The sequence below is a fragment of the Mesorhizobium sp. P2_C7 genome, assembly GCF_056404515.1.
In genome coordinates this window covers 1-18099 of sequence record NZ_JBFUDW010000024.1, presented here as the reverse complement: position 1 = coordinate 18099, position 18099 = coordinate 1, and the positions used below count along the sequence as shown (strand labels likewise).

Annotated in this window: 20 protein-coding genes, 3 tRNA genes and 3 pseudogenes; 15 read left to right on the top strand and 11 right to left on the bottom strand. The window is 60.1% G+C overall.

The window, feature by feature from the left end; translation table 11 throughout:
- Positions 1 to 214: 214 nt before the first annotated feature.
- The gene (locus AC1D2G_RS32785) at positions 215 to 2779 is read right to left on the bottom strand and encodes a glucose/quinate/shikimate family membrane-bound PQQ-dependent dehydrogenase (protein ID WP_477419193.1); all 2565 of its coding nucleotides are present in this window, start codon (positions 2777 to 2779) and stop codon (positions 215 to 217) included.
- A 746-nt stretch (positions 2780 to 3525) separates the two neighbouring features.
- Between AC1D2G_RS32785 and AC1D2G_RS32780 the strand changes: the two genes are divergently transcribed.
- Positions 3526 to 4137, top strand: a complete 612-nt coding sequence (locus AC1D2G_RS32780) for a DUF2062 domain-containing protein (protein WP_477419191.1) — start codon at positions 3526 to 3528, stop codon at positions 4135 to 4137.
- Here the strand turns inward: AC1D2G_RS32780 and AC1D2G_RS32775 are convergent.
- Positions 4096 to 4527, bottom strand: coding sequence for a thermonuclease family protein (locus AC1D2G_RS32775; RefSeq protein WP_477419189.1), 432 nt, complete (start codon positions 4525 to 4527; stop codon positions 4096 to 4098). The two genes, AC1D2G_RS32780 and AC1D2G_RS32775, sit on opposite strands and share 42 nt — an antisense overlap.
- A gap of 154 nt (positions 4528 to 4681) precedes the next feature.
- Here AC1D2G_RS32775 and AC1D2G_RS32770 point away from each other — a divergent pair.
- A pseudogene (locus AC1D2G_RS32770) lies at positions 4682 to 5541 on the top strand (ATP-dependent DNA ligase).
- Between the two features lie 72 nt (positions 5542 to 5613).
- The gene (locus tag AC1D2G_RS32765; RefSeq protein WP_477419187.1) at positions 5614 to 5754 is read left to right on the top strand and encodes a hypothetical protein; all 141 of its coding nucleotides are present in this window, start codon (positions 5614 to 5616) and stop codon (positions 5752 to 5754) included.
- Here the strand turns inward: AC1D2G_RS32765 and AC1D2G_RS32760 are convergent.
- Both AC1D2G_RS32760 and AC1D2G_RS32755 read right to left on the bottom strand, forming a co-directional pair.
- Positions 5751 to 5983: pseudogene (locus tag AC1D2G_RS32760) on the bottom strand (hypothetical protein). The gene AC1D2G_RS32765 and the pseudogene AC1D2G_RS32760 sit on opposite strands and share 4 nt — an antisense overlap.
- A complete protein-coding gene (locus AC1D2G_RS32755) occupies positions 5980 to 6273 on the bottom strand; it encodes a hypothetical protein (RefSeq protein ID WP_477419185.1) in 294 nt (97 codons plus the stop codon). Before AC1D2G_RS32755 ends, AC1D2G_RS32760 begins: the two are co-directional and overlap by 4 nt.
- Before the next feature lie 274 nt (positions 6274 to 6547).
- Between AC1D2G_RS32755 and AC1D2G_RS32750 the strand changes: the two genes are divergently transcribed.
- Entirely contained in the window at positions 6548 to 6805 is a 258-nt protein-coding gene (locus AC1D2G_RS32750) for a hypothetical protein (protein ID WP_477419184.1), read from the top strand.
- A gap of 171 nt (positions 6806 to 6976) precedes the next feature.
- Here the strand turns inward: AC1D2G_RS32750 and AC1D2G_RS32745 are convergent, their stop codons facing one another.
- A complete protein-coding gene (locus AC1D2G_RS32745; RefSeq protein WP_477419182.1) occupies positions 6977 to 7201 on the bottom strand; it encodes a hypothetical protein in 225 nt (74 codons plus the stop codon).
- Positions 7202 to 7502: 301 nt separating this feature from the next.
- Between AC1D2G_RS32745 and AC1D2G_RS32740 the strand changes: the two genes are divergently transcribed.
- On the top strand, positions 7503 to 7664 hold the full coding sequence (locus AC1D2G_RS32740) for a hypothetical protein (protein ID WP_477419180.1): 162 nt from the start codon (positions 7503 to 7505) through the stop codon (positions 7662 to 7664).
- 86 nt (positions 7665 to 7750) lie between these two features.
- Here AC1D2G_RS32740 and AC1D2G_RS32735 read toward each other — a convergent pair whose 3' ends face one another.
- From AC1D2G_RS32735 to AC1D2G_RS32720, 4 genes are all read right to left on the bottom strand, one after another.
- The gene (locus AC1D2G_RS32735) at positions 7751 to 8002 is read right to left on the bottom strand and encodes a hypothetical protein (protein WP_477419178.1); all 252 of its coding nucleotides are present in this window, start codon (positions 8000 to 8002) and stop codon (positions 7751 to 7753) included.
- On the bottom strand, positions 7999 to 8343 hold the full coding sequence (locus AC1D2G_RS32730) for a hypothetical protein (RefSeq protein WP_477419176.1): 345 nt from the start codon (positions 8341 to 8343) through the stop codon (positions 7999 to 8001). Before AC1D2G_RS32730 ends, AC1D2G_RS32735 begins: the two co-directional genes overlap by 4 nt.
- 211 nt (positions 8344 to 8554) lie before the next feature.
- The gene (locus AC1D2G_RS32725; RefSeq protein ID WP_477419174.1) at positions 8555 to 9004 is read right to left on the bottom strand and encodes a Ros/MucR family transcriptional regulator; all 450 of its coding nucleotides are present in this window, start codon (positions 9002 to 9004) and stop codon (positions 8555 to 8557) included.
- A gap of 603 nt (positions 9005 to 9607) precedes the next feature.
- Positions 9608 to 9683 (bottom strand) — tRNA-Thr (locus AC1D2G_RS32720).
- Positions 9684 to 9841: 158 nt separating this feature from the next.
- Between AC1D2G_RS32720 and AC1D2G_RS32715 the strand changes: the two genes are divergently transcribed.
- The 4 genes from AC1D2G_RS32715 (at position 9842) to AC1D2G_RS32700 (ending at position 11402) form a co-directional block, all read left to right on the top strand.
- On the top strand, positions 9842 to 10009 hold the full coding sequence (locus tag AC1D2G_RS32715) for a hypothetical protein (protein ID WP_095090676.1): 168 nt from the start codon (positions 9842 to 9844) through the stop codon (positions 10007 to 10009).
- A gap of 233 nt (positions 10010 to 10242) precedes the next feature.
- Positions 10243 to 10446 (top strand): hypothetical protein, encoded by a 204-nt coding sequence (locus AC1D2G_RS32710; protein ID WP_477228474.1) that lies wholly within the window; start codon positions 10243 to 10245, stop codon positions 10444 to 10446.
- 256 nt (positions 10447 to 10702) lie between these two features.
- Positions 10703 to 11008, top strand: a complete 306-nt coding sequence (locus tag AC1D2G_RS32705; protein ID WP_477228473.1) for a BA14K family protein — start codon at positions 10703 to 10705, stop codon at positions 11006 to 11008.
- 151 nt (positions 11009 to 11159) lie between these two features.
- Positions 11160 to 11402 carry a hypothetical protein gene (locus tag AC1D2G_RS32700; protein ID WP_457152127.1) on the top strand — a complete coding sequence of 81 codons (243 nt, stop codon included), beginning with the start codon at positions 11160 to 11162 and terminating at the stop codon, positions 11400 to 11402.
- 16 nt (positions 11403 to 11418) lie between these two features.
- On the opposite strand, the gene bhcR is transcribed toward AC1D2G_RS32700, so the two are convergent.
- A complete protein-coding gene (gene bhcR, locus AC1D2G_RS32695; RefSeq protein WP_095091670.1) occupies positions 11419 to 12240 on the bottom strand; it encodes an HTH-type transcriptional regulator BhcR in 822 nt (273 codons plus the stop codon).
- Between the two features lie 213 nt (positions 12241 to 12453).
- Here bhcR and gcl point away from each other — a divergent pair, with 213 nt between their 5' ends.
- The 3 genes from gcl (at position 12454) to AC1D2G_RS32680 (ending at position 16086) form a co-directional block, all read left to right on the top strand.
- Positions 12454 to 14235 (top strand): glyoxylate carboligase, encoded by a 1782-nt coding sequence (gcl, locus tag AC1D2G_RS32690; protein ID WP_095091669.1) that lies wholly within the window; start codon positions 12454 to 12456, stop codon positions 14233 to 14235.
- 24 nt (positions 14236 to 14259) lie between these two features.
- Positions 14260 to 15057, top strand: coding sequence for a 2-oxo-tetronate isomerase (otnI, locus tag AC1D2G_RS32685; RefSeq protein ID WP_477419172.1), 798 nt, complete (start codon positions 14260 to 14262; stop codon positions 15055 to 15057).
- A 111-nt stretch (positions 15058 to 15168) separates the two neighbouring features.
- Positions 15169 to 16086 (top strand): 2-hydroxy-3-oxopropionate reductase, encoded by a 918-nt coding sequence (locus tag AC1D2G_RS32680; protein WP_477419170.1) that lies wholly within the window; start codon positions 15169 to 15171, stop codon positions 16084 to 16086.
- Positions 16087 to 16200: 114 nt separating this feature from the next.
- Here the strand turns inward: AC1D2G_RS32680 and AC1D2G_RS32675 are convergent, their stop codons facing one another.
- Complete coding sequence (locus AC1D2G_RS32675; RefSeq protein WP_477419168.1) at positions 16201 to 17049, bottom strand: TrmH family RNA methyltransferase; 849 nt, start codon at positions 17047 to 17049, stop codon at positions 16201 to 16203.
- A gap of 198 nt (positions 17050 to 17247) precedes the next feature.
- Here AC1D2G_RS32675 and AC1D2G_RS32670 point away from each other — a divergent pair.
- The 3 genes and pseudogenes from AC1D2G_RS32670 to AC1D2G_RS32660 all read left to right on the top strand — a co-directional run.
- Positions 17248 to 17332: transfer RNA gene (locus tag AC1D2G_RS32670), tRNA-Tyr, on the top strand.
- An 89-nt stretch (positions 17333 to 17421) separates the two neighbouring features.
- Positions 17422 to 17495: transfer RNA gene (locus tag AC1D2G_RS32665), tRNA-Gly, on the top strand.
- 450 nt (positions 17496 to 17945) lie between these two features.
- A pseudogene (locus AC1D2G_RS32660) lies at positions 17946 to 18099 on the top strand (IS110 family transposase); the annotation flags it as partial.

Genomic DNA, 18099 nt, shown 5'->3' with positions numbered 1-18099 from the left:
ACTCTGATCGGGAAAGAGTTATCTGCGGAACACAACGCAGTTTTTTAGTCGATAGAAGGGTAGCTTGGACACGTACCCTTTCCTGGGCGCGATCTTGCACGCAGACAGCCCGAAATCTCAAAACCCAGCGGCAAGCTGACACCCGGTTGGCTTATCCCCAGGTGTCGTCATGACGCTCTCCTTGTTGCCAGTCCGAACGGACTGGTCCTCGTTGTCAAAGCGCGTTTGGGAGGGCGTAAGCGATGATGGCATCGCCGGCCTCTGTGCCCGTCGATCCGTGGCCGCCGGCAACCACTACGAGGTACTGCCGGCCATCCGCGCCCTTGTAGGTGGAGGGCGTCGCCTGTCCTCCCGCCGGCAACCGGTCGCGCCAGATTTCGGCTCCGGTCTTTAGATCATAGCCGCGGATGTAGTAGTCGAGAGTGCCGCTGAGAAAGGCAACACCCCCTTTGGTGATGATCGGCCCGCCAATGCCCGGCACTCCCATCTTGAACGGCACTGGAACAGGCGACAGGTCACGCACCGTGCCGTTAACGTGCTTGTAGACAATCTGGCCGTTGGTCAAGTCGACGCCGGCGACATAGCCCCATGGCGGCGACTGGCAGGGCAGGCCTAGGGGTGACAGGAAGGCGCCCATCTTGGCTGCATAGGGCGCACCAAAATTCTCGTTGAACACGTCCTGTCCATCCTTGCTGATGACCCGAGCATAGGCGTCGGGACGTGGCACGAGCTTGGACGTGAAGGCGAGATAGACCGGCATGGCGAACATCACTTGACGGTCCGGATCTACGGCCACCCCGCCCCAGTTGAACGTGCCGAAATTCCCGGGATAGATGATCGAGCCTTTTGTCGTGGGGGGCGTGTAGCGCCCATCGTAGGTGAGACTGCGGAAGGCAATACGGCAGGCAAGCTGGTCGAGTGGGGTCGCCCCCCACATATCCTTTTCCGTGAGCGGCACGGGTTTGAACGAAATGGTCGACACGGGCTGGGTTGCCGCAGTGGTATCGCCTTTGACAGCACCGCTCGGTGCCGGCTCCTCGGTAACCGGCAGAACCGGCACGCCGGTCTTCCGGTTGAGCACATAGACCTCGCCTTGCTTGGTAGGAGCCACCAGCGCCGGCACCTGCTTACCGCCAATGGTGAGATCGACAAGGCTTGGCTGTGCCGGCACGTCCATATCCCATAAATCGTGGTGCACACCCTGGAAAACCCAGGCCACCTTGCCAGTGTTCACGTCGAGCGCGAGGATCGAGGATGAGAATTTCTCGACTTCTGCGCTGCGATTGACGCCGTACTGGTCGGGCGACTGGTTGCCCATCGGGAGATAGATCAAGCCGAGCTTCGCATCGTAGCTGGACACACTCCAGGAATTCGGCGCGTTTTCCGAGTAGGTCTGGCCGTTAGGGATCGGCGATGTCGCATCGGGCTTCTTAGAGTCAAAATTCCAGACGAGCGCTCCAGTGTAGATGTCGAAGGCGCGAATGACGCCAGATGGCGAGGTCGTCGAGACGTTGTCGTTTACCGCCCCGCCTACGATGACCAGATGGTCGGTCACGACGGGCGGCGAGGTTGAATAGACCGAGCCCGGGGTTATGTTCGGCATGTTGGCCCACAAATTGATGGTGCCGTCGTCGCCCCCAAAGCCAGGGCAGATATTGCCGGTCTGGGCACTGAGCGAGATCAGCCTACCATCCGATGTCGGAGCGAGAAGCCGCTTCACGCAGGAAGGATCGATCGAGCCGGTGATCGTTGGGTCCTTGCGGTCGACTTCGGGATTGGGTACGCCCCGTTTGGCCTGGCCGGTCACCACATTTTGCGGCACCCCTGCAGCTTGCGTCGTCACTTCGGCCACGCTCGCCGCGAGGCGCTGTTCTTCCGTCGACGCCGTCTGAGGCGACCCGCTTATCGCGTTTGCTGCAGCGGGCTGCGTTGGGCTGCTGAGCCTCGGGCTCGAAGCCGAGCCATCGAAATAAGAAACACCCCGGCATGTAAGGTGCTGAGTGGTCTGCTTCACCGTCTGCTGAAGATGCGGATCGAAGCGCCACTTCTCCTTGCCTGAAACCGCATCGAGGGCAATCACCAGATTGTGCGGTGTACAGACATACACGGTGTTGTCGATCATGAGCGGCGTGACCTCATAGGTCGCTTCGCCGGGATCGTTTGGGCCGCGGATGTCCCCGGTATGATAGGTCCAGGCGACTTTCAGATTGCTGACGTTCTGCGGGGTGATCTGCGTCAGGGGCGAGTAACGGTCGCCGGCAGCCGTTCGGCCATAGGCTTGCCATTCCCCGTCAGGGACGACGGTTTCTACAGCTCGCGAGGCCGACATTCGGTTATCGGCGAAGCTGCCGCCGATATCATGGGGGGACTGCAACATCCCATAGATGCCGGCCAGCGCCGTGATGACGAGGGCGCCAGCGAGGCTTCCGCTGTAGCCATCATAGCGCGCCCGACCAGTGCCATGCCTGTGCAGTGAGCGAACCATCGGCGGCAGCAGCAAAAGTGCGCCGATCACGATGAGCAGGCTGCCGCGCGCCGAAAGCGCCCACCAGTCGAAACCCACTTCCCACAGCGACCAGCCAAGCGTCATCAGCAGGCTTGCGCCATAGAGTGCGAGGCCGACGGGATTGCGGCGGTAAATCAGCACCGCCGAAATCACAAGGGCAATTCCAAGGCCTATGTAAAACCATGAACCGCCAAGCGACGCGAGCCAGATTCCCCCGGCGAGCAGAGCAGCCCCTATGATCAATATTATGGCTGAAAGAATTAACCTATACATGACGTTACCACGCGTTTTTGCCGCATGGTTCTTCACCAAGAGCTAAGGAAAAGACGTCTTCGCTACGACGCCCTGCCTGCCAGGGTACCAATCACGCGGGAGGTTATTCCCCCAAACGGCCAGCCTCTGATAACGTTCCCGATACGGACGTTAACAATCCGTCATAACTAATAGTCGGGGCCGCACGGAGGATAAAAAGTGACCTAGCCAAATCTGGCGTAAGGGCTCGAGGTACGGCATTGGTTCCGAACCTTCAAAAGAGCTACGGACATAGCCACCTCACAAAGCCTTGTTGCGTGGTCCCTAACTGGGAGATCAGTGAGGCGCGCGGATAGTTCAGTCGATACTTCACCTCGTCTCCACGACCCAGGTCGGAGTCATTCTCAGGTTCACTGCGTTCGCTGCGCAGTAATTGGTTCGTATTGGTCCTGGGCGCTGCTGAAGTGAAAAGCTCTGCCACTTCAGAAGCCCGGCGGCCCTTGGCGCATTGCGCAGGAGCCGAAAAACGGGGCGTCCGACGTATGGGCGGATTGGCGGAATGCCGATAACCAGACGCTCTAGCCATTCAACTCGGTGCAAAACGATGCCGCATTATCAGCAGGGATTTTTCCGACTGTTGCCCAACTATCCACTTGCGGCTTCGAACACCCGGTTGTTCAGCGAATTCGGAACAAAGCTGCAAAGGCTGCGTTTTTTCAGAGACGAGGTCCATACTTCAACCGACCGCGTTTGAAGTGGGCAAGAGAGTGCTCTTTAGACGCCGAAATCCTGATGGTCTCTTCGAGCGATTGCGCATTTATATGTGGCCGCGCCGCTCCTTCTCGCGATCGTTTCAGTATGTTTCAAAGCGTATCCTACGTCTGAATGCCACCCCAAACGCCGTCGCCGCGGGGGTGGCGGCTGGGGTTTTCGCGTCTTTCTTTCCACTAGGTTCCCATTTCGCCATTGCCGCCATCGTGTGCTGGCTGATTTCAGGAAACATGGTGGCGGCAGGGCTAGGAACATTTGTCTTTGGCAATCCGCTGACCCTCCCGTTTGTTGTGGGAACGACTTGGGAGGCCGGCAAAATCATGTTGCACGGCCACAGCCAAAGTCACGAACGGCCAGCCCATCTGAGTGAGATGTTGCAGACCCTTTCAATTTCGCAATTGTGGGCACCGGTCTTAAAGCCCATGCTGTGCGGTGCGGTGCCACTCGGGCTGATTTTTGGCCTATTGTTCTATGGCATCACCCGCTATGGCATGACAGCCTTCCGCGAACAGAGGCGCAAGCGACTGGCCGAAAAGAGGAGCCTGCTCCAGGAGGACATCGTGTTATCACCCCCTCTGCCCACTCGACATCGCCGTTCTGGAGGGTGAATTGCGGGTAGGGCAGCTGGAGAAAGCCGACTTGACGCCGCACTGATATCGAAAGCCCTTGGCGTCGTCGCACTGCTGCGCAGACTCAGGTGCGTCGATGCCGTTGAAGCGGATGCGCTGGCCGGCGATCTCAACAGTGTCGCCATCGATCACCGAAGCGCGCCCGCCCATGGGTGGGGGCAACGGCTCCAACCAGTTTGCTATTGGTGACGGCAACATTGAGCCGTGCTTGATGACAAACTGGGTGCCAAAGGCAGCGGCAGCGGCGACGGTTACAAAAACGATCCGCATCGGCGCACTGGAGCGCCGTTCTGGACGCCGTCCAGAGCGCTTACGTTTGCGCCATCGGTCAGCCTGATCGGCGCCTATGTTGAGCTGGCCTTTGCCCACGCCCCTCTCTCCCCGAGGAAAGAATGCGGCCGTTCAAGCTTTGAGTCCACACATGCATTAGGGGGATGGTCTTTTAGCAACAGCTAACGGAACCGAAACGACCATACGATATTGAATCAAATTCGACTTTGTGTGGGGCTTTCGATGCGTAAGCGTGCCGGCGGAGACCGGTTGCACCACCTTGGTCGAGAAGCCACCGGAGGGCGACGGATGGATTCATGAGGTTAAGTTCGACGGCTACCGGTCGCAGATCATCAAGGATGGCGATGGCGTGCGCATCTTCACGCGCCGAGGCTTGGACTGGACATCCGAATATCGCGACCTTGCCAAAGCCGCGGGCGAGCTCGATGTCGGGGATGCCGTCATCGACGGCGAGGTGATCGTCACCAATGAGGCCGGATTGTCCGACTTCAGGGCCTTGCGCAAGGCCATCACCAGTCGGCCCTCTATTTTGTCGCCTTCGATCTGCTGCATCTCAACGGTCATGATCTTCGCGACATGCCGTTGGAGGACCGACGCGAGATCCTGCAAGCAATGATCCCTGCCGGCGGTCGCATTCAATTCAGCCAGGCGTTGCCGGGCGATGCCGCAAGCATTTTCCGGTTGGTCGATCACGCCGGCCTTGAAGGCATGGTTTCGAAGCGCAAGGACAGCAAATATCGAAGCGGTCCGTCGACCAACTGGCTAAAGGCGAAATGCTACACGATCGACGAATATGAACTGCTTGGCGTCGCGCGCGAGGCAGGTAAGCCTGCGTTCGCACTGATGGCGGATCGGGCGACTGGGAAGTATGTCGGCTCGGCTTTCATCACGCTCAACCGCGAGATGCGCGAGCGACTTTGGGAGCGCGTTCAGCAGCACGCAGGCACGGCTCCGAAGGGAATGAAGCGGCCGGCGACACAGTGGGTCAAACCGGGGCTGATCGGCCGCGTAAAACACTTGCGCGGCGAAGAGGATTTGCGGCACGCTTCGCTACAAGATTTCCGGGAGTTCGACGACGATGGCCGTGGCTAAGAAGGACCAGGAGCGCATCACCTACCGTGGATGTACGGCGCACAAGCTAGCAAGGACGGCAAGGAGCGTACCGTGCCGCAGTTCTGGGACGAATATGCCGACGCATGGCTGAAGGGCTTTGATGGGGAGCCCATCACTGGTGCGGATAAGTCCAAGCGCGTCGGCGACCAGATGGAAGCGGAGATTGACGAAGCCGGCGTGAGCGAGCGCTAGAGCGGCTTACCGCGCGCAATTACAAGCTGCGTTTCCGTCCTGGCGTTCTCTCTCTCTGGGTCATGTTGTCGGCCGCAATAAGCCGCTTCAGCGCCCGCAAAGTCTCGCCGCGGTTCCAGCCGACTTCTAGCATGCAATCGACAATGGCCTGAAAGCCCGGCTCCATCGCCTCTTGGCAATCAATCTCGCGGTCGGAGTAGTCCAGTGCGTGCTTTGGTGCGTTGATCATGCGGTTCCATCCACGCCGGTATCCTCATCCAGCGCATAAGGCACCGGCAAATAGGCGTTGGCCACCAACCAATCGCCAATGATCGTCTTAATAAGTTCCGACTTCGGAATTTTCATCTCGGCTGCAATGCCTAATAGCGAATCCTCCACCTTGGGACCAAGGTCGATGCCGTCGGTGTTTCTGATCATTAGCGCGGCCCGCCGCAGCATGATTTGAAGATCAGCGCGGGGAATGTCCGCAATGTGGTCGGATGCGTTCTGAAGTTCTTCTGCGAAGGTCGAGCGAGTCATTGGTGCCTTCCTCCTGAAAGATATTGGTCGCCGTGCTCTCGGTGCCCGAAACAAAACCAATGGGACGGTCCCCGTGGCTTGGCAAAGCCGAACGGCGCCCGCATGCCGCATCCCGCAAACTCGCAAACGTGGTTTTCGATCCGCGCTCGATCGCGCGGCACGGCTGTCATGCCTTCGGCAAGTCTGGTGGGTTCGTCGCTCATTCTGCCGTTAGTGAACAAAATGAGAACAACAGAGTCAATGCCCTTGACGGCGTAAGGAATAAATTCCTATCATGCTCTCCCTCAAGGGAGATCGGAATGGTCCGCCGCGCTTCGAAACTGTATCAGGCTATCACCTCGATCTCATTGAGCGGCAAGCTTCCCGACTTGAGATCGAGCTGCGGGCGGCCCAACTTTCGCTGAAGCCATTCAAGCCGCACTGGGATGCGATCGACCAGTTGCATCGCGATATGCGTAGGGCGCTCAACCTGCTGAACGGTCGGCCGGCGGACTACGAACGACCGCACGCGGCGCCGATGTCTGGAGGGTAGTTTGCCACGGGGCCGAGGTGTTTGGGGACTCAGTCTTAGTCCCGCCAATAGGCTTAATTGCGAAGTTGCTAATATGCCCATAGTTTTGGCAGCGCGGGGGACGTCCAAACCAAACCCGCAGTGGCCGGTGCGGTCCGCCACCCAAAGAGCCCAACCGCACCGGCCATTACTCTACGGCTGGGTAGCGCCTGGTTTATAATCCTTTGCGATGCCGTCTAGAGCCATCCATATCTCGTCTTGACTGTCGGTGCCGCCGCTGAAAAGGGCGATAAGGCGACGCGCCAAATGCTCCCGCGCCGGGTGCGAGCCCTCAATTCCGGCTTGCTCGCAATACTCATCTAGAATTCTGGTAAGTGTCGCCAACTGTACGTCGTCGGCCATGCCACGATTGGTCATCGCGCGTAACTCCCTTACAGGGCGAAAGCGTGATCGACTCTTTCAAGCGCTCGTTGCCTTGCTAGATCGAGCGACAAAAGAACTGTACGCTTCCGACAGTCGGTTAGCGAGTCATTATGGTGCGGTAGCGGTTTAGTGATGTCAGATCCCTAAACCGGCTTGACGGAACATTAGCTACTTCTAAATATTCTCGCCTGTGGCAGGCGATGGCCACCCCATCCCCTGTCGAAGATCGGGATATGCACCACACCTGATCGGCCCGCGCTAGCCCGCAAGCGGCGCGGGCTTCAGGGGAGGAGAGATGGCCGACAAGCCCGTGACAACCTACGTTGTGAGCGTGTTCGAGAAACCGCTCTGGCGCACCGTGCTGACCACCAAGGACAAGGGCAAGGCGCTGGCCTGGGCAAGGGAGATCGGCGACAAGGTTCGTGTCGAGGAGATCACTCCGAGGGTGAGGTGCTAGGCTCGCAGGTGGAACTCGCGGTCAATTAGAAAAAAGCCGTCCCAGGTGAATGCAGATGGGACGGCCTTCTAATAACACAGCGGAGCTTAGTAGGCCTTCTTTGGGGCGGCCTTCTTCGCGGTGTGCTTCTTGTGCTTCACCGGGCACTTGTGCGTCTTGGTCGGCTTGCAGGTCTTGACGTGCTTCTTGGGAGCGGCCTTCTTCGGCGCGGCCTTCATCGGCACAGCGGTCGTGGCAGCAGTCGGAGCAGTCGTTGTCGCAGCCGCGTAGCCGATAACCGGCACCGAGAAGGCGAGAGCAACGGAGAGGCCGAGAGCGGAGAGGAGGGACTTCTTCATGGCTTGGTTTCCTTGTCATACAGGCCGGTTTTGGGTGTCACTGCATCGGGGTCGATCGGTGTCACGCCAAGCAGCTTCAGAGCGTTTGCCAGCATCCGGATTCCCTGTGCCTGTTTCTTGATGGCGCAGAGCCGGTTTCCCTTTCTCTGAAGTGCCTTCGCCGTGGTGACCTGCGTTGCCGCGGCATGAGTTTCGAGGGCTTCGTCAACTTGGCGGCTAAGGTTGCTGCAACGCTCGGCCCGGGTGAGCGCCACCTTTGCGTCAGTTTCTCCAACGGCGGCCGTGACGAGCGACAAAATGCCGAGCAACGCACCCATCAAGCTGATCGAGAACCTTCGCATCGCTTCTTGTCGCAAACCCGAGCAAGCGCTGCAGCCACCACTGCAGCCGATGAACTGACCCTCTCCGGTCAATTATGCGCTTGAACGTTTTCTGGAGTTTTTCTGGTATGTTTCTGGATTGTGTCTGAGGGGCTGCGCGCAAGCCGCCCCGTCTGGAGGTTTTTCCGCCTGGCCGGCGCCCTTCAGGCAATGTCTGGGTACGAAGAGAGAACTAAGCCTTCGCGTTCCGCTTAGCTGGCGCCTTCTTAACAGGCTCGGCCTTGCGGCCTAGACCGGTAGCCTTTGCCATCGCGGACCTCCGGTCGGAGTACTCCGGTGCGACCATTGGATAGTCATGGGGCAAGCCCCATTTCGCACGGTATTGATCAGGAGTGAGGCCGAAGTCCGTATTGAGGTGACGCTTCAGCGACTTAAATTTCTTTCCGTCATCCAGGCAGACTATGTAGTCGGGAAATACCGACCTCTTAGGATTGACCGCCGGCACTAGAGGCTCGGCTGGCAGGGCCGCCGGCTTGATAAGGCCTGTTAGAGACGTATGCACCGACGCGATAAGGTCCGGCAGCGAAGCGGCCGGCAATGGGTTATTGCTTACGTATGCAGAGACAACCTCCGCAGTCAGCTCGGCCAGTGCGGCGGCGTGGTTGTCGGTTTCGTTGGTCATTTGTCGGTCCCCCTTAGCTGACAAATACCTATCTATTAGGGATATCTAAAATGCGCAACCTCACCCCAGCGCCGCCGTCGACCGTTTCACTATCGGCGAGGAAAATCACTCCTGCAGCTTCGAGCGGTGCGAGATCTTGCTGCAGCCGCGGGCGTCACGGCAAACACGGTAACGCGCATTGAGAACGGCGCCGATGCAAAGCAAGCCACTATAGAAGCGTTGAAGGCGGCCGTGATTGATTGCTCGCGCAGCATTGGCTGGGGCGGTCAACGGCAAGCTGCCGGCAACGGTCGTAGTCCGCGCGGCGGGCACTAAGACGACCGACGGTTCGTTCTCTCGCGAGATGACGTGGATCCAGCTGGGCAACGCTCCTAAGAGGAGAGATTCGGAGTCGCTCATTGTCGCCTGACCGTTCCGCAAAGCAACGACAGAACCCCGCTTCGGCGGGGTTTTTGTTGTGCTGCCCCGTGTTGCAGATATGTTGCATGGACTCCGTGGGAATATCTGACAAAGCCCGGAAATGCGCGGTTTTCGTTGTAACGTGCTGCAAAAACCGTATTGACCAAAATACTGGGGAAAGTGGCGCTAAGTGTTTGATTTTGCTGGTGCCCCCGGACGGAATCGAACCGCCGACCTTCGGTTTACAAAACCGCTGCTCTACCAGCTGAGCTACAAGGGCACGGCGCTCCGGTTAGCATATTTGTTGCGCCAGTAAAGACAAAACTCCATTTTCGGTTACCCGGCATGGAGTGGACCGCCGGGGAGGGGCATCCTGAAAACCGCCAAATCGCTTCCTACATATCTGGCAGGTGCAATCGCTTCGAGCAGGGGTGTCGCATGATCAGGTTTGTCATCATTCTCCCCATCATCTTGGTAGTCTGGATGCTGCTGGTGAAAATCATCAGCGATGTGAAGAAGGCCAATGTCGACTGGACCGGCGTCACGACCATCATCGGCTTCATCGCACTCGCCTTCTGGCTTCGCCATGTCACCGGCATGGGGTGAGCGGTAGGGAGTAGGGAATAGCGAATAGCGAATAGTCCAGGTGGCGAGTGCGGCTCTTTCGCTACTCGCTACTCGCTATTCCCTATTCCCTATTCCCTATTCCCTATTCCCTATTCACTCGTCTTCCGGCGCCGCCGAAAAATCTCCGAAACCTTTCGAACCATTTGCCGCACCGCGCCGACTGATGGTCAGAGGCGAATGGGTCGCCTCGATCAAGGATCCAGGAGATCATCATGTTCAAGCGCACTCTTACGTCAGGCCTCGTTGCCATTTTCGTCGCCACCGGCGCGCTCGCCGGCACCGTCGGCACGTCGTCAGCCCACGGCATGCATCATCATCATCGTCATCACCATTATTACAGGCATTTCGAGCATTGGTGGTGGCACCACAACCATCATCACCATCACCACCATGGCCGGGTGATCATTTTCCTTTGATGGAGGGACCCAATTCCCCAAAGGGCGGCTTCGGCCGCCCTTTTTGCGTTATGCGCCAGGTCGCTGAGCCCCGGCCTCGACACCAAGGTCCAGACTTCCGCGATACGCGCAGGCGTCGCGCCGGCAGGCCTCCACACAGTTTGATTTCTGCGGTTCCAGGAGAATCGAAAAAAGTTTCGAACCTTTCTCCTCGCCGTCACGACAGATGATCAAGAGGCGGATGGATCGCCTCGTTCAACGAAGCAAGGAGATCATCATGTTCACGCGCACACTCGTTTCCGGCCTCATCGCCACCACCGTCGCCGCCACCATGCTGGTCGGCACCGTCCAGCCCTCGGCCGCGCATTCGCATCATCACCACGACCTCGGCATCGGCATCGCCGCCGGCGTTGGCGGCTTTGTCCTGGGCACCCTGCTCGCCCAGCAGCCCCGCACCGTCTATGTCGACGAAGACGGCGGCTCATGGCACGTCCGCCGCTGCTTCGACCGCTACGCAAGCTACGATCCGGACTCAGACACCTATGTCGGCTACGACGGCTACCGTCACTACTGCCGGCTCTGAGAGGAGGTGGCGTCTCAATCAACTGCAGGAGGGGCGCCCCCGCCGCCCCTCTTTGCTGTTCGCAAGATGTTCGGGGGGAGGGGGATGGGATCGGGTCCCGGCCGGGTACCGAGGCCTTGATTTCGAGACATTGCGGCGAGACAACGATCCGATGAAGACAGCAATCTATGCCGTTCTCGCGATCGCCACGGGAGCCGGCGCGTTGCTGTTCGCGCTCGCGTGGCATGACCGCTACTGGTTGTGGCGGGATTGCTTCAACGAACTTGGCCGCTGCTACAATTCCGAAAGCGGCGAGGTTTTTCTTGAACAGGCCGGGCTGGTGTGGGGCATGTTCGCCATCGGCTGTCTGCTTGCTTGCCTGTTCTTTGCCCGATTGGCCTACTCGCGGAGTTGAGTCTTCCCGCGCCGCATCAGGCTGAGAGAGCGCCGCCGATCATCCTGGTCACCTCGGCCGCGGCATCGCGCACCAAAGGGCCGATCTCGGCCAGCCGCTCCGGCGTCACCCGCACTGTCGGCCCCGAGACCGAGACACCACCGATCGGCTCGCCGAATTCATTGAAGATGGCGGCTGCCACGCAACGCATGCCGGGGTGCCGCTCCTCGTCGTCCACCGACCAGCCACGCCGTTTGATCGTTGCCAGGTCATGGGCAAGGGCGGAAATGTCGGAAAGCGTCCTGTCGGTGAAGCGCTGCAGTCCAGCCTTGCGCAGGATGGTGCCGACACGCTCCGGCTCGAGATGCGCCAGCACTGCCTTGCCGATGCCGGACGCATGGAACGGGCTGCGCGTCCCCGGCCGGAAGAAGGCGCGGATCGCCTGGTGCGTCTCGACCTGACTGACGAAGACCACGCAATCATCCTCGGCTACGCCGAGATTGGCGGTCTCGCCGGTCCTTTCCATCAGTTCCTGCATGACGATACGGGCGCGGTCGACCAGCTTGCGGCGGCGCAGGAACGCCGCGCCCATGCGGTAGGTCTCGACGCCGATCGACCAGAGCTGATCGCTGGTGTCGAATTCGACCATGCCGTGGTTTTCGAGCGTCGTCAGCATGCGGTAGGCGGTAGAGGCGGCAAGGCCGCTTTGCGCTGATATCTCGCTTAGGGACAGGCCGCTGCCTTCGGCGACAATGGCCAGGATGCGCAGTGCGCGGTCGAGCGACTGCACCGAAGTCGGCTCGGATGGCCCGTTGAAGGCGCGCGGCCGACCGCGCTGGCGTTTCTCGGTGGTTTCCATGGCCGCATTGTCTGCAATTTGGCGCAAGAGGCAATGAAAAAGTTTTTCATTGTGCGAGGTTGTGAAATCGATGGAAAACGAAAAACCGTTCAAATTCATCATCTAATCGCCGTCTGTTAGAAATGAAAAAATATTCTGAAAAAATTGAAAAATAGCCGGCTTGGTGACATTCTAAGCCATCCAACAATGACAAACCCTGTGGAGGGCTGGAAAATGGCCAGGATGCGCGCTGTCGATGCTGCGGTTCTCGTTCTTGAGAAGGAAGGTATTTCCTGCGCTTTCGGCGTGCCGGGCGCGGCGATCAACCCATTCTACTCGGCCATGAAGGCGCGGGGAACGATCCGCCATGTCCTTGCCCGCCACGTCGAGGGCGCCTCGCATATGGCGGAAGGTTTTACCCGCGCCAAGGCTGGCAATATTGGGCTGTGTATCGGCACATCGGGTCCGGCCGGCACCGATATGATCACCGGGCTCTATTCGGCCGCGGCGGATTCCATCCCGATCCTGTGCATCACCGGCCAGGCGCCGCGTGCGCGGCTGAACAAGGAGGATTTCCAGGCGGTCGATATCGCTGCCATCGCCGCACCGGTCGCCAAGTGGGCGGTCACCGTCATGGAGCCCTATCTGGTGCCGATGACGCTGCAGAAGGCGTTCCACCTGATGCGCTCCTCGCGGCCGGGGCCGGTGCTGATCGACCTGCCGGTCGACGTGCAGTTGGCCGAGATCGAGTTCGACATCGATGCCTATGAGCCGTTGACGCCGTTCAAGCCGGCGATGACGCGCGCGCAGGCTGAAAAGGCGCTGGCGATGCTCAACGCGGCCGAAAAGCCGCTGATCGTCGCCGGCGGCGGCATCATCAACGCCGATGCATCGGATCTGCTCATCGAATTCGCCGAGATTTCGGGCGTGCCGGTCATCCCGACCCTGATGGGTTGGGGCGCCATCCCCGACGACCACCGGCTGATGGCCGGCATGTGCGGACTGCAGACCTCGCACCGCTACGGCAATGCGACGATGCTGGAGGCAGACTTCGTCTTCGGCATCGGCAACCGCTGGGCCAATCGCCACACCGGCTCGGTCGACGTCTACACCAAGGGCAAGAAATTCATCCATGTCGACATCGAACCCACTCAGATCGGCCGTGTTTTCGCGCCGGATCTCGGCGTCGTCTCGGATGCGGGCGCCGCGCTGAAGGTGCTGCTCGACGTCGCCACGGAGTGGAAGACGGCGGGCAAGCTGCGCGATTGGTCGGGCTGGGCGAAGGAGTGCCAGGGCCGCAAGAAGACGATGAAGCGCAAGACGCATTTCGACCAGGTGCCGCTCAAGCCGCAGCGTGTCTACGAGGAGATGAACAAGGCGTTCGGCCGCGATGTCACCTATGTCACCACGATCGGCCTGTCGCAGATCGCCGGCGCGCAGTTCCTGCATGTCTACAAGCCGCGCAACTGGATCAATTGCGGCCAGGCCGGCCCGCTCGGCTGGACCTTGCCGGCAGCCCTTGGCGTCCGCGCCGCCGATCCCGACCGCACCATCGTGGCGCTGTCGGGCGACTATGATTTCCAGTTCATGATCGAGGAACTGGCGGTCGGTGCGCAGCACAAGCTGCCCTATCTCCATGTCGTGGTGAACAACGCCTATCTCGGGCTGATCCGCCAAGCGCAGCGCGGCTTTTCGATGGATTTCGAGGTCAATCTCGCGTTCGAGAACATCAACCGCTCAGGCGATCCCGAGGCCGGCTATGGCGTCGACCATGTTGCCGTTGCCGAGGCGATGGGCTGCAAGGCGGTCAGGGTGCGCAAGCCCGAGGAATTCGCCGCCGCTTTCAAGGAAGCGCAGCGGCTGATGAAGGAACACCAGGTTCCGGTCGTGCTCGAATTCATCCTCGAGCGTGTCACCAACATCTCCATGGGCACCGAGATCGACAAGATCACCGAATTCGAGGACCTTGCCGAACATCAGGAGGACGCCCCGACAGCGATCGTGATGCTGGATTAGATCAGCGGAAAAGGAGAAAAAGAAATGCCGCGTTTCTCAGCCAATCTTTCGATGCTCTTTGGCGAGCATGAGTTCCTCGACCGTTTTGACGCGGCTGCCCGCGCGGGCTTCAAGGGCGTTGAATATATCGGCCCCTACGATCACGCGCCCGAGGTGGTCGCCGCCCGGCTGAAGAAGAACGGCCTGACGCAGGTGCTGTTCAATCTGCCGCTGGGCGACTGGGGCAAAGGCGAGCGTGGCATCGCCGTGCTGCCGGATCGCGTGCCTGAATTCCGCCAGGGCATCGCCAAGGCGATCACCTACGCGCAGGCGCTCGGCTGCCAGCAGGTCAATTGCCTTGCCGGCATCGCGCCCGCGGGCGCCGACCGCAAGGTGCTGGAGGACGTCTTTGCCGAAAACCTCGCCTTTGCGGCGGAAAAGCTGGAGCAGGCCGGCATCCGGCTGCTGATCGAGCCGATCAACACCCGCGATATTCCCGGCTTCTTCCTCAACTACTCCGACCAGGCGCTGGCGCTGATCGACCGTATCGGTTCGAAGAACCTGTTCCTGCAATATGACATCTATCACATGCAGATCATGGAGGGGGATCTCGCCCGTGCCATCGAGGCAAACCTCGGCCGCATCGCGCATATCCAGCTTGCGGACAATCCCGGCCGTCACGAGCCGGGGACGGGCGAGATCAACTATCCCTTCCTCTACGAGCATATCGACCGCATCGGCTATTCCGGCTGGGTCGGCGCGGAATACAAGCCGAAGGCCGGCACAGAGGCCGGGCTGGATTGGTTCAGGGAACTGGCCGGGCAGGGAAGCGCGGCGGCTTAGCTGCCGACGCTGAAGCTGCCAATCTCCCCACCCGTGGGGGAGATGGCCGGCAGGCCAAAGGGGGGCGCGAGGGAACGCAGCCTCGACAAAGATATACTACGGAGAAAAACAATGGAAACCATCGGTTTCATCGGCCTCGGCATCATGGGCGCGCCGATGGCAGGGCATCTGCTGGATGCTGGCTATACGGTCATCGCCAGCGATCATCGCTCGAAGCCGCCGGCTGACCTCGTCGCCAAGGGACTGAAGTCAGTCTCCGGCCATGCCGCGGTGGCCAAGGCGGTCGATATCATCATCCTGATGGTGCCCGATACACCACAGGTTGCCGATGTGCTGTTCGGCTTCAACGGCGTCGCATCCGGCCTGACCAAGGGCAAGCTGGTGATTGACATGAGCTCGATCTCGCCGATCGAGACCAAGGTGTTTGCGAAAAAGATCAATGAACTGGGCTGCGACTATCTCGACGCGCCGGTTTCGGGCGGCGAAGTCGGCGCCAAGGCGGCATCGCTGACCATCATGGTCGGCGGCGAGGACAAGGCGTTCGAGCGCGCCAGGCCGGTGTTCGAGAAGATGGGCAAGAACATCACCCTGGTCGGGCCGAACGGCGTCGGCCAGACCACCAAGGTGGCCAACCAGATCGTTGTCGCGCTGACCATTGAAGCGGTCGCCGAAGCCCTTGTTTTTGCATCGAAAGCCGGTGCCGACCCAGCCAAGGTCAGGCAAGCGCTGATGGGCGGGCTGGCGGCCTCGCGCATTCTCGAAGTGCATGGCGAGCGCATGGTCAAGCGCACCTTCGCGCCGGGCTTTCGCATCGAGCTGCACCAGAAGGACCTCAACCTGGCGCTGGAAGGGGCAAAAGCACTCGGCGTTTCGCTGCCCAACACCTCGACCACGCAGCAGCTGTTCAATTCCTGCGCCGCCAATGGCGGCGCCAAGGAGGATCACTCGGCGCTGGTCAGGGCGCTGGAGCGGATGGCCAATTTCGAGGTTGGCGGCAACGCAGCCGACGTCCAAGGCAAAGCAGCATAGGTCAGGAGAGGGCGGCGCAACGTTCCCAAGCCGCCAACTCGTGCCTGTCGAAGAGCGGGCTCCTGCGTCTGTCGCCGGAGCCCGTTTCGCATTTCGAGATGTTTGGCGTGAGGCTCAGCCGCGCTTCAAGAATGCCCGCGCCGCGTAGAGGCTGATCGCCGCGGCGTTCGACACATTGAGCGAACGAATGGCGCCGGGCATGTCGAGCCGCGCCAGCGTCGTCACGGTCTCGCGCGTCTTCTGGCGCAGGCCCTTGCCCTCGGCGCCGAGCACCAGCGCTATTCTGACACCGGCAAAACTCGTTTCGAGTTCCGCCGGCCCGTCCGAATCGAGACCGATCGTCTGGAACCCGGCCTCGTGCAACTGGCCGAGCGCGTCGGCCAGGTTCTTCACCTCGATCTGGTCGATGTGCTCCAGCGCGCCGGAGGCCGATTTCGCCAGTACGCCCGATTCCTGGGGGCTGTGGCGCGCAGTGGTGATGAGCGCGCCGGCGCCGAAGGCGACCGCCGAGCGCAGGATGGCACCGACATTGTGCGGATCTGTGACCTGGTCGAGCACCAGCACCAGCCTGGCATCGCCAAGTGCATCAAGCCGCTTCGGCTTCAGCGGTTCGGCCTCGATCAGCACGCCCTGATGCACGGCGTCCGAGCCGGTGATCTTGTCGATGTCCCTGGGTTCGACCAGTTCCGCCTTGAAGGGCAGGGCGGCGATATCGGCGATTTCCAGGCGTTCGGCCGCATTGCGCGTGACCAGCATCCTTCTGATCCTGCGGCGCGGATTGTCGAGCGCCGCTCGCACCGTGTGCAGGCCATAGAGCCGCACCAGTCCGTCCGCGGCATGTTCGCCTGGCGGAACCGGCTGCCGGGGCCTGAACGCCGGCGCGCCGCCGCTTTTCTCGTCGCGATAGGCCCGCCGCAACTTGGCGTAGTGGGTGTCTTTCGGGGTGTTGGTTTTGTCGCTCATGGCCGGCTTCTATAGCCGTCTCCTCAGGCCAAGGATATGGCTCGTCGCCGCAGCCGGCGAACAACATCGAAAAACGCCGGTTGCGCGGTTGACACCCAATGGCCTTGCCGCCATAAGGCGCTGCGCTGGTTTCGGAGAAGACTAACTCGGGTCCGGATTGGCGTGAATGCCTCGTTGCATGGCTCCGGCGGCAGAACTGGAGAGGTGCCCGAGTGGTTAAAGGGGACGGACTGTAAATCCGTTGGCTTAGCCTACGTTGGTTCGAATCCAACCCTCTCCACCACTGCCGGCCCGGAAGCCCTGAAACGCGAAAGCATCGGACCGAAAAGTGCATGGCGCTTTTCGGGGGAATCCGGTACTTCAGTGCAAGGCGCGGGTATAGCTCAGTGGTAGAGCAGCAGCCTTCCAAGCTGAATATGCGGGTTCGATTCCCGCTACCCGCTCCATTAACTATTTGATATTTATATGAAATTTTTCCTGAGATCGATAGTGCCGTGTCACTGCGCCTGTCAGTACTGCGCTGTTATTCCTAAAAAGCCCGCTGCAGATATTCAGCTTGGTAAGCTTACCCTCGACAGAAGGCGGCACTGAAAGGACGTGCGCGAAATAGGTGGAAAGCTGCCATTCGGCTCATCTGCCAGAACGGGCAAACAGAAGCGGCCATCCGCCTCTAGTTGTCAGATGACCGCAGTGCGCCGTCCATTTGTTGTGTGGGGAAGAGCGATGGCGGACGTTGCACCTCCAAGGTCCGATGTCGTGAGCTGACCCGATCTGGTCATTCCCACCGCATTTCGGTGTCTCCAAAGCAGATGATGTGGATGGCTCCCGCTCCCGGCATCTGAGTGCCAAAGTGTGGATGCTGTCAAAGCGACCACGAGCCAAGGGAGCCACCCGTCATGGATATTATCACGATCGGCCTGGATTTGGCCAAAAGCGTTTTTCAGGTTCACTGTATTGATGCGGTGGGCGATGTTGTCGTCCGCAAGCCGCTGCGCCGCCGGCAGGTACTGCCCTTCTTCGCGAAGCTGTCGCCCTGTCTGATCGGGCATG

What these genes read in the sequence shown, in the direction of transcription:
- AC1D2G_RS32755 (WP_477419185.1), bottom strand. Translation starts at nt 6,273, where the DNA reads ATGACTCGCTCGACCTTCGCAGAAGAACTTCAGAACGCATCCGACCAC.
- AC1D2G_RS32735 (WP_477419178.1), bottom strand. Translation starts at nt 8,002, where the DNA reads ATGAAGAAGTCCCTCCTCTCCGCTCTCGGCCTCTCCGTTGCTCTCGCC.
- AC1D2G_RS32700 (WP_457152127.1), top strand. Translation starts at nt 11,160, where the DNA reads ATGAAGACAGCAATCTATGCCGTTCTCGCGATCGCCACGGGAGCCGGC.
- AC1D2G_RS32710 (WP_477228474.1), top strand. Translation starts at nt 10,243, where the DNA reads ATGTTCAAGCGCACTCTTACGTCAGGCCTCGTTGCCATTTTCGTCGCC.
- AC1D2G_RS32740 (WP_477419180.1), top strand. Translation starts at nt 7,503, where the DNA reads ATGGCCGACAAGCCCGTGACAACCTACGTTGTGAGCGTGTTCGAGAAA.
- AC1D2G_RS32750 (WP_477419184.1), top strand. Translation starts at nt 6,548, where the DNA reads ATGCTCTCCCTCAAGGGAGATCGGAATGGTCCGCCGCGCTTCGAAACT.
- AC1D2G_RS32785 (WP_477419193.1), bottom strand. Translation starts at nt 2,779, where the DNA reads ATGTATAGGTTAATTCTTTCAGCCATAATATTGATCATAGGGGCTGCT.
- AC1D2G_RS32705 (WP_477228473.1), top strand. Translation starts at nt 10,703, where the DNA reads ATGTTCACGCGCACACTCGTTTCCGGCCTCATCGCCACCACCGTCGCC.
- AC1D2G_RS32675 (WP_477419168.1), bottom strand. Translation starts at nt 17,049, where the DNA reads ATGAGCGACAAAACCAACACCCCGAAAGACACCCACTACGCCAAGTTG.
- otnI (WP_477419172.1), top strand. Translation starts at nt 14,260, where the DNA reads ATGCCGCGTTTCTCAGCCAATCTTTCGATGCTCTTTGGCGAGCATGAG.
- bhcR (WP_095091670.1), bottom strand. Translation starts at nt 12,240, where the DNA reads ATGGAAACCACCGAGAAACGCCAGCGCGGTCGGCCGCGCGCCTTCAAC.
- AC1D2G_RS32745 (WP_477419182.1), bottom strand. Translation starts at nt 7,201, where the DNA reads ATGACCAATCGTGGCATGGCCGACGACGTACAGTTGGCGACACTTACC.
- AC1D2G_RS32680 (WP_477419170.1), top strand. Translation starts at nt 15,169, where the DNA reads ATGGAAACCATCGGTTTCATCGGCCTCGGCATCATGGGCGCGCCGATG.
- AC1D2G_RS32715 (WP_095090676.1), top strand. Translation starts at nt 9,842, where the DNA reads ATGATCAGGTTTGTCATCATTCTCCCCATCATCTTGGTAGTCTGGATG.
- gcl (WP_095091669.1), top strand. Translation starts at nt 12,454, where the DNA reads ATGGCCAGGATGCGCGCTGTCGATGCTGCGGTTCTCGTTCTTGAGAAG.
- AC1D2G_RS32725 (WP_477419174.1), bottom strand. Translation starts at nt 9,004, where the DNA reads ATGACCAACGAAACCGACAACCACGCCGCCGCACTGGCCGAGCTGACT.
- AC1D2G_RS32730 (WP_477419176.1), bottom strand. Translation starts at nt 8,343, where the DNA reads ATGCGAAGGTTCTCGATCAGCTTGATGGGTGCGTTGCTCGGCATTTTG.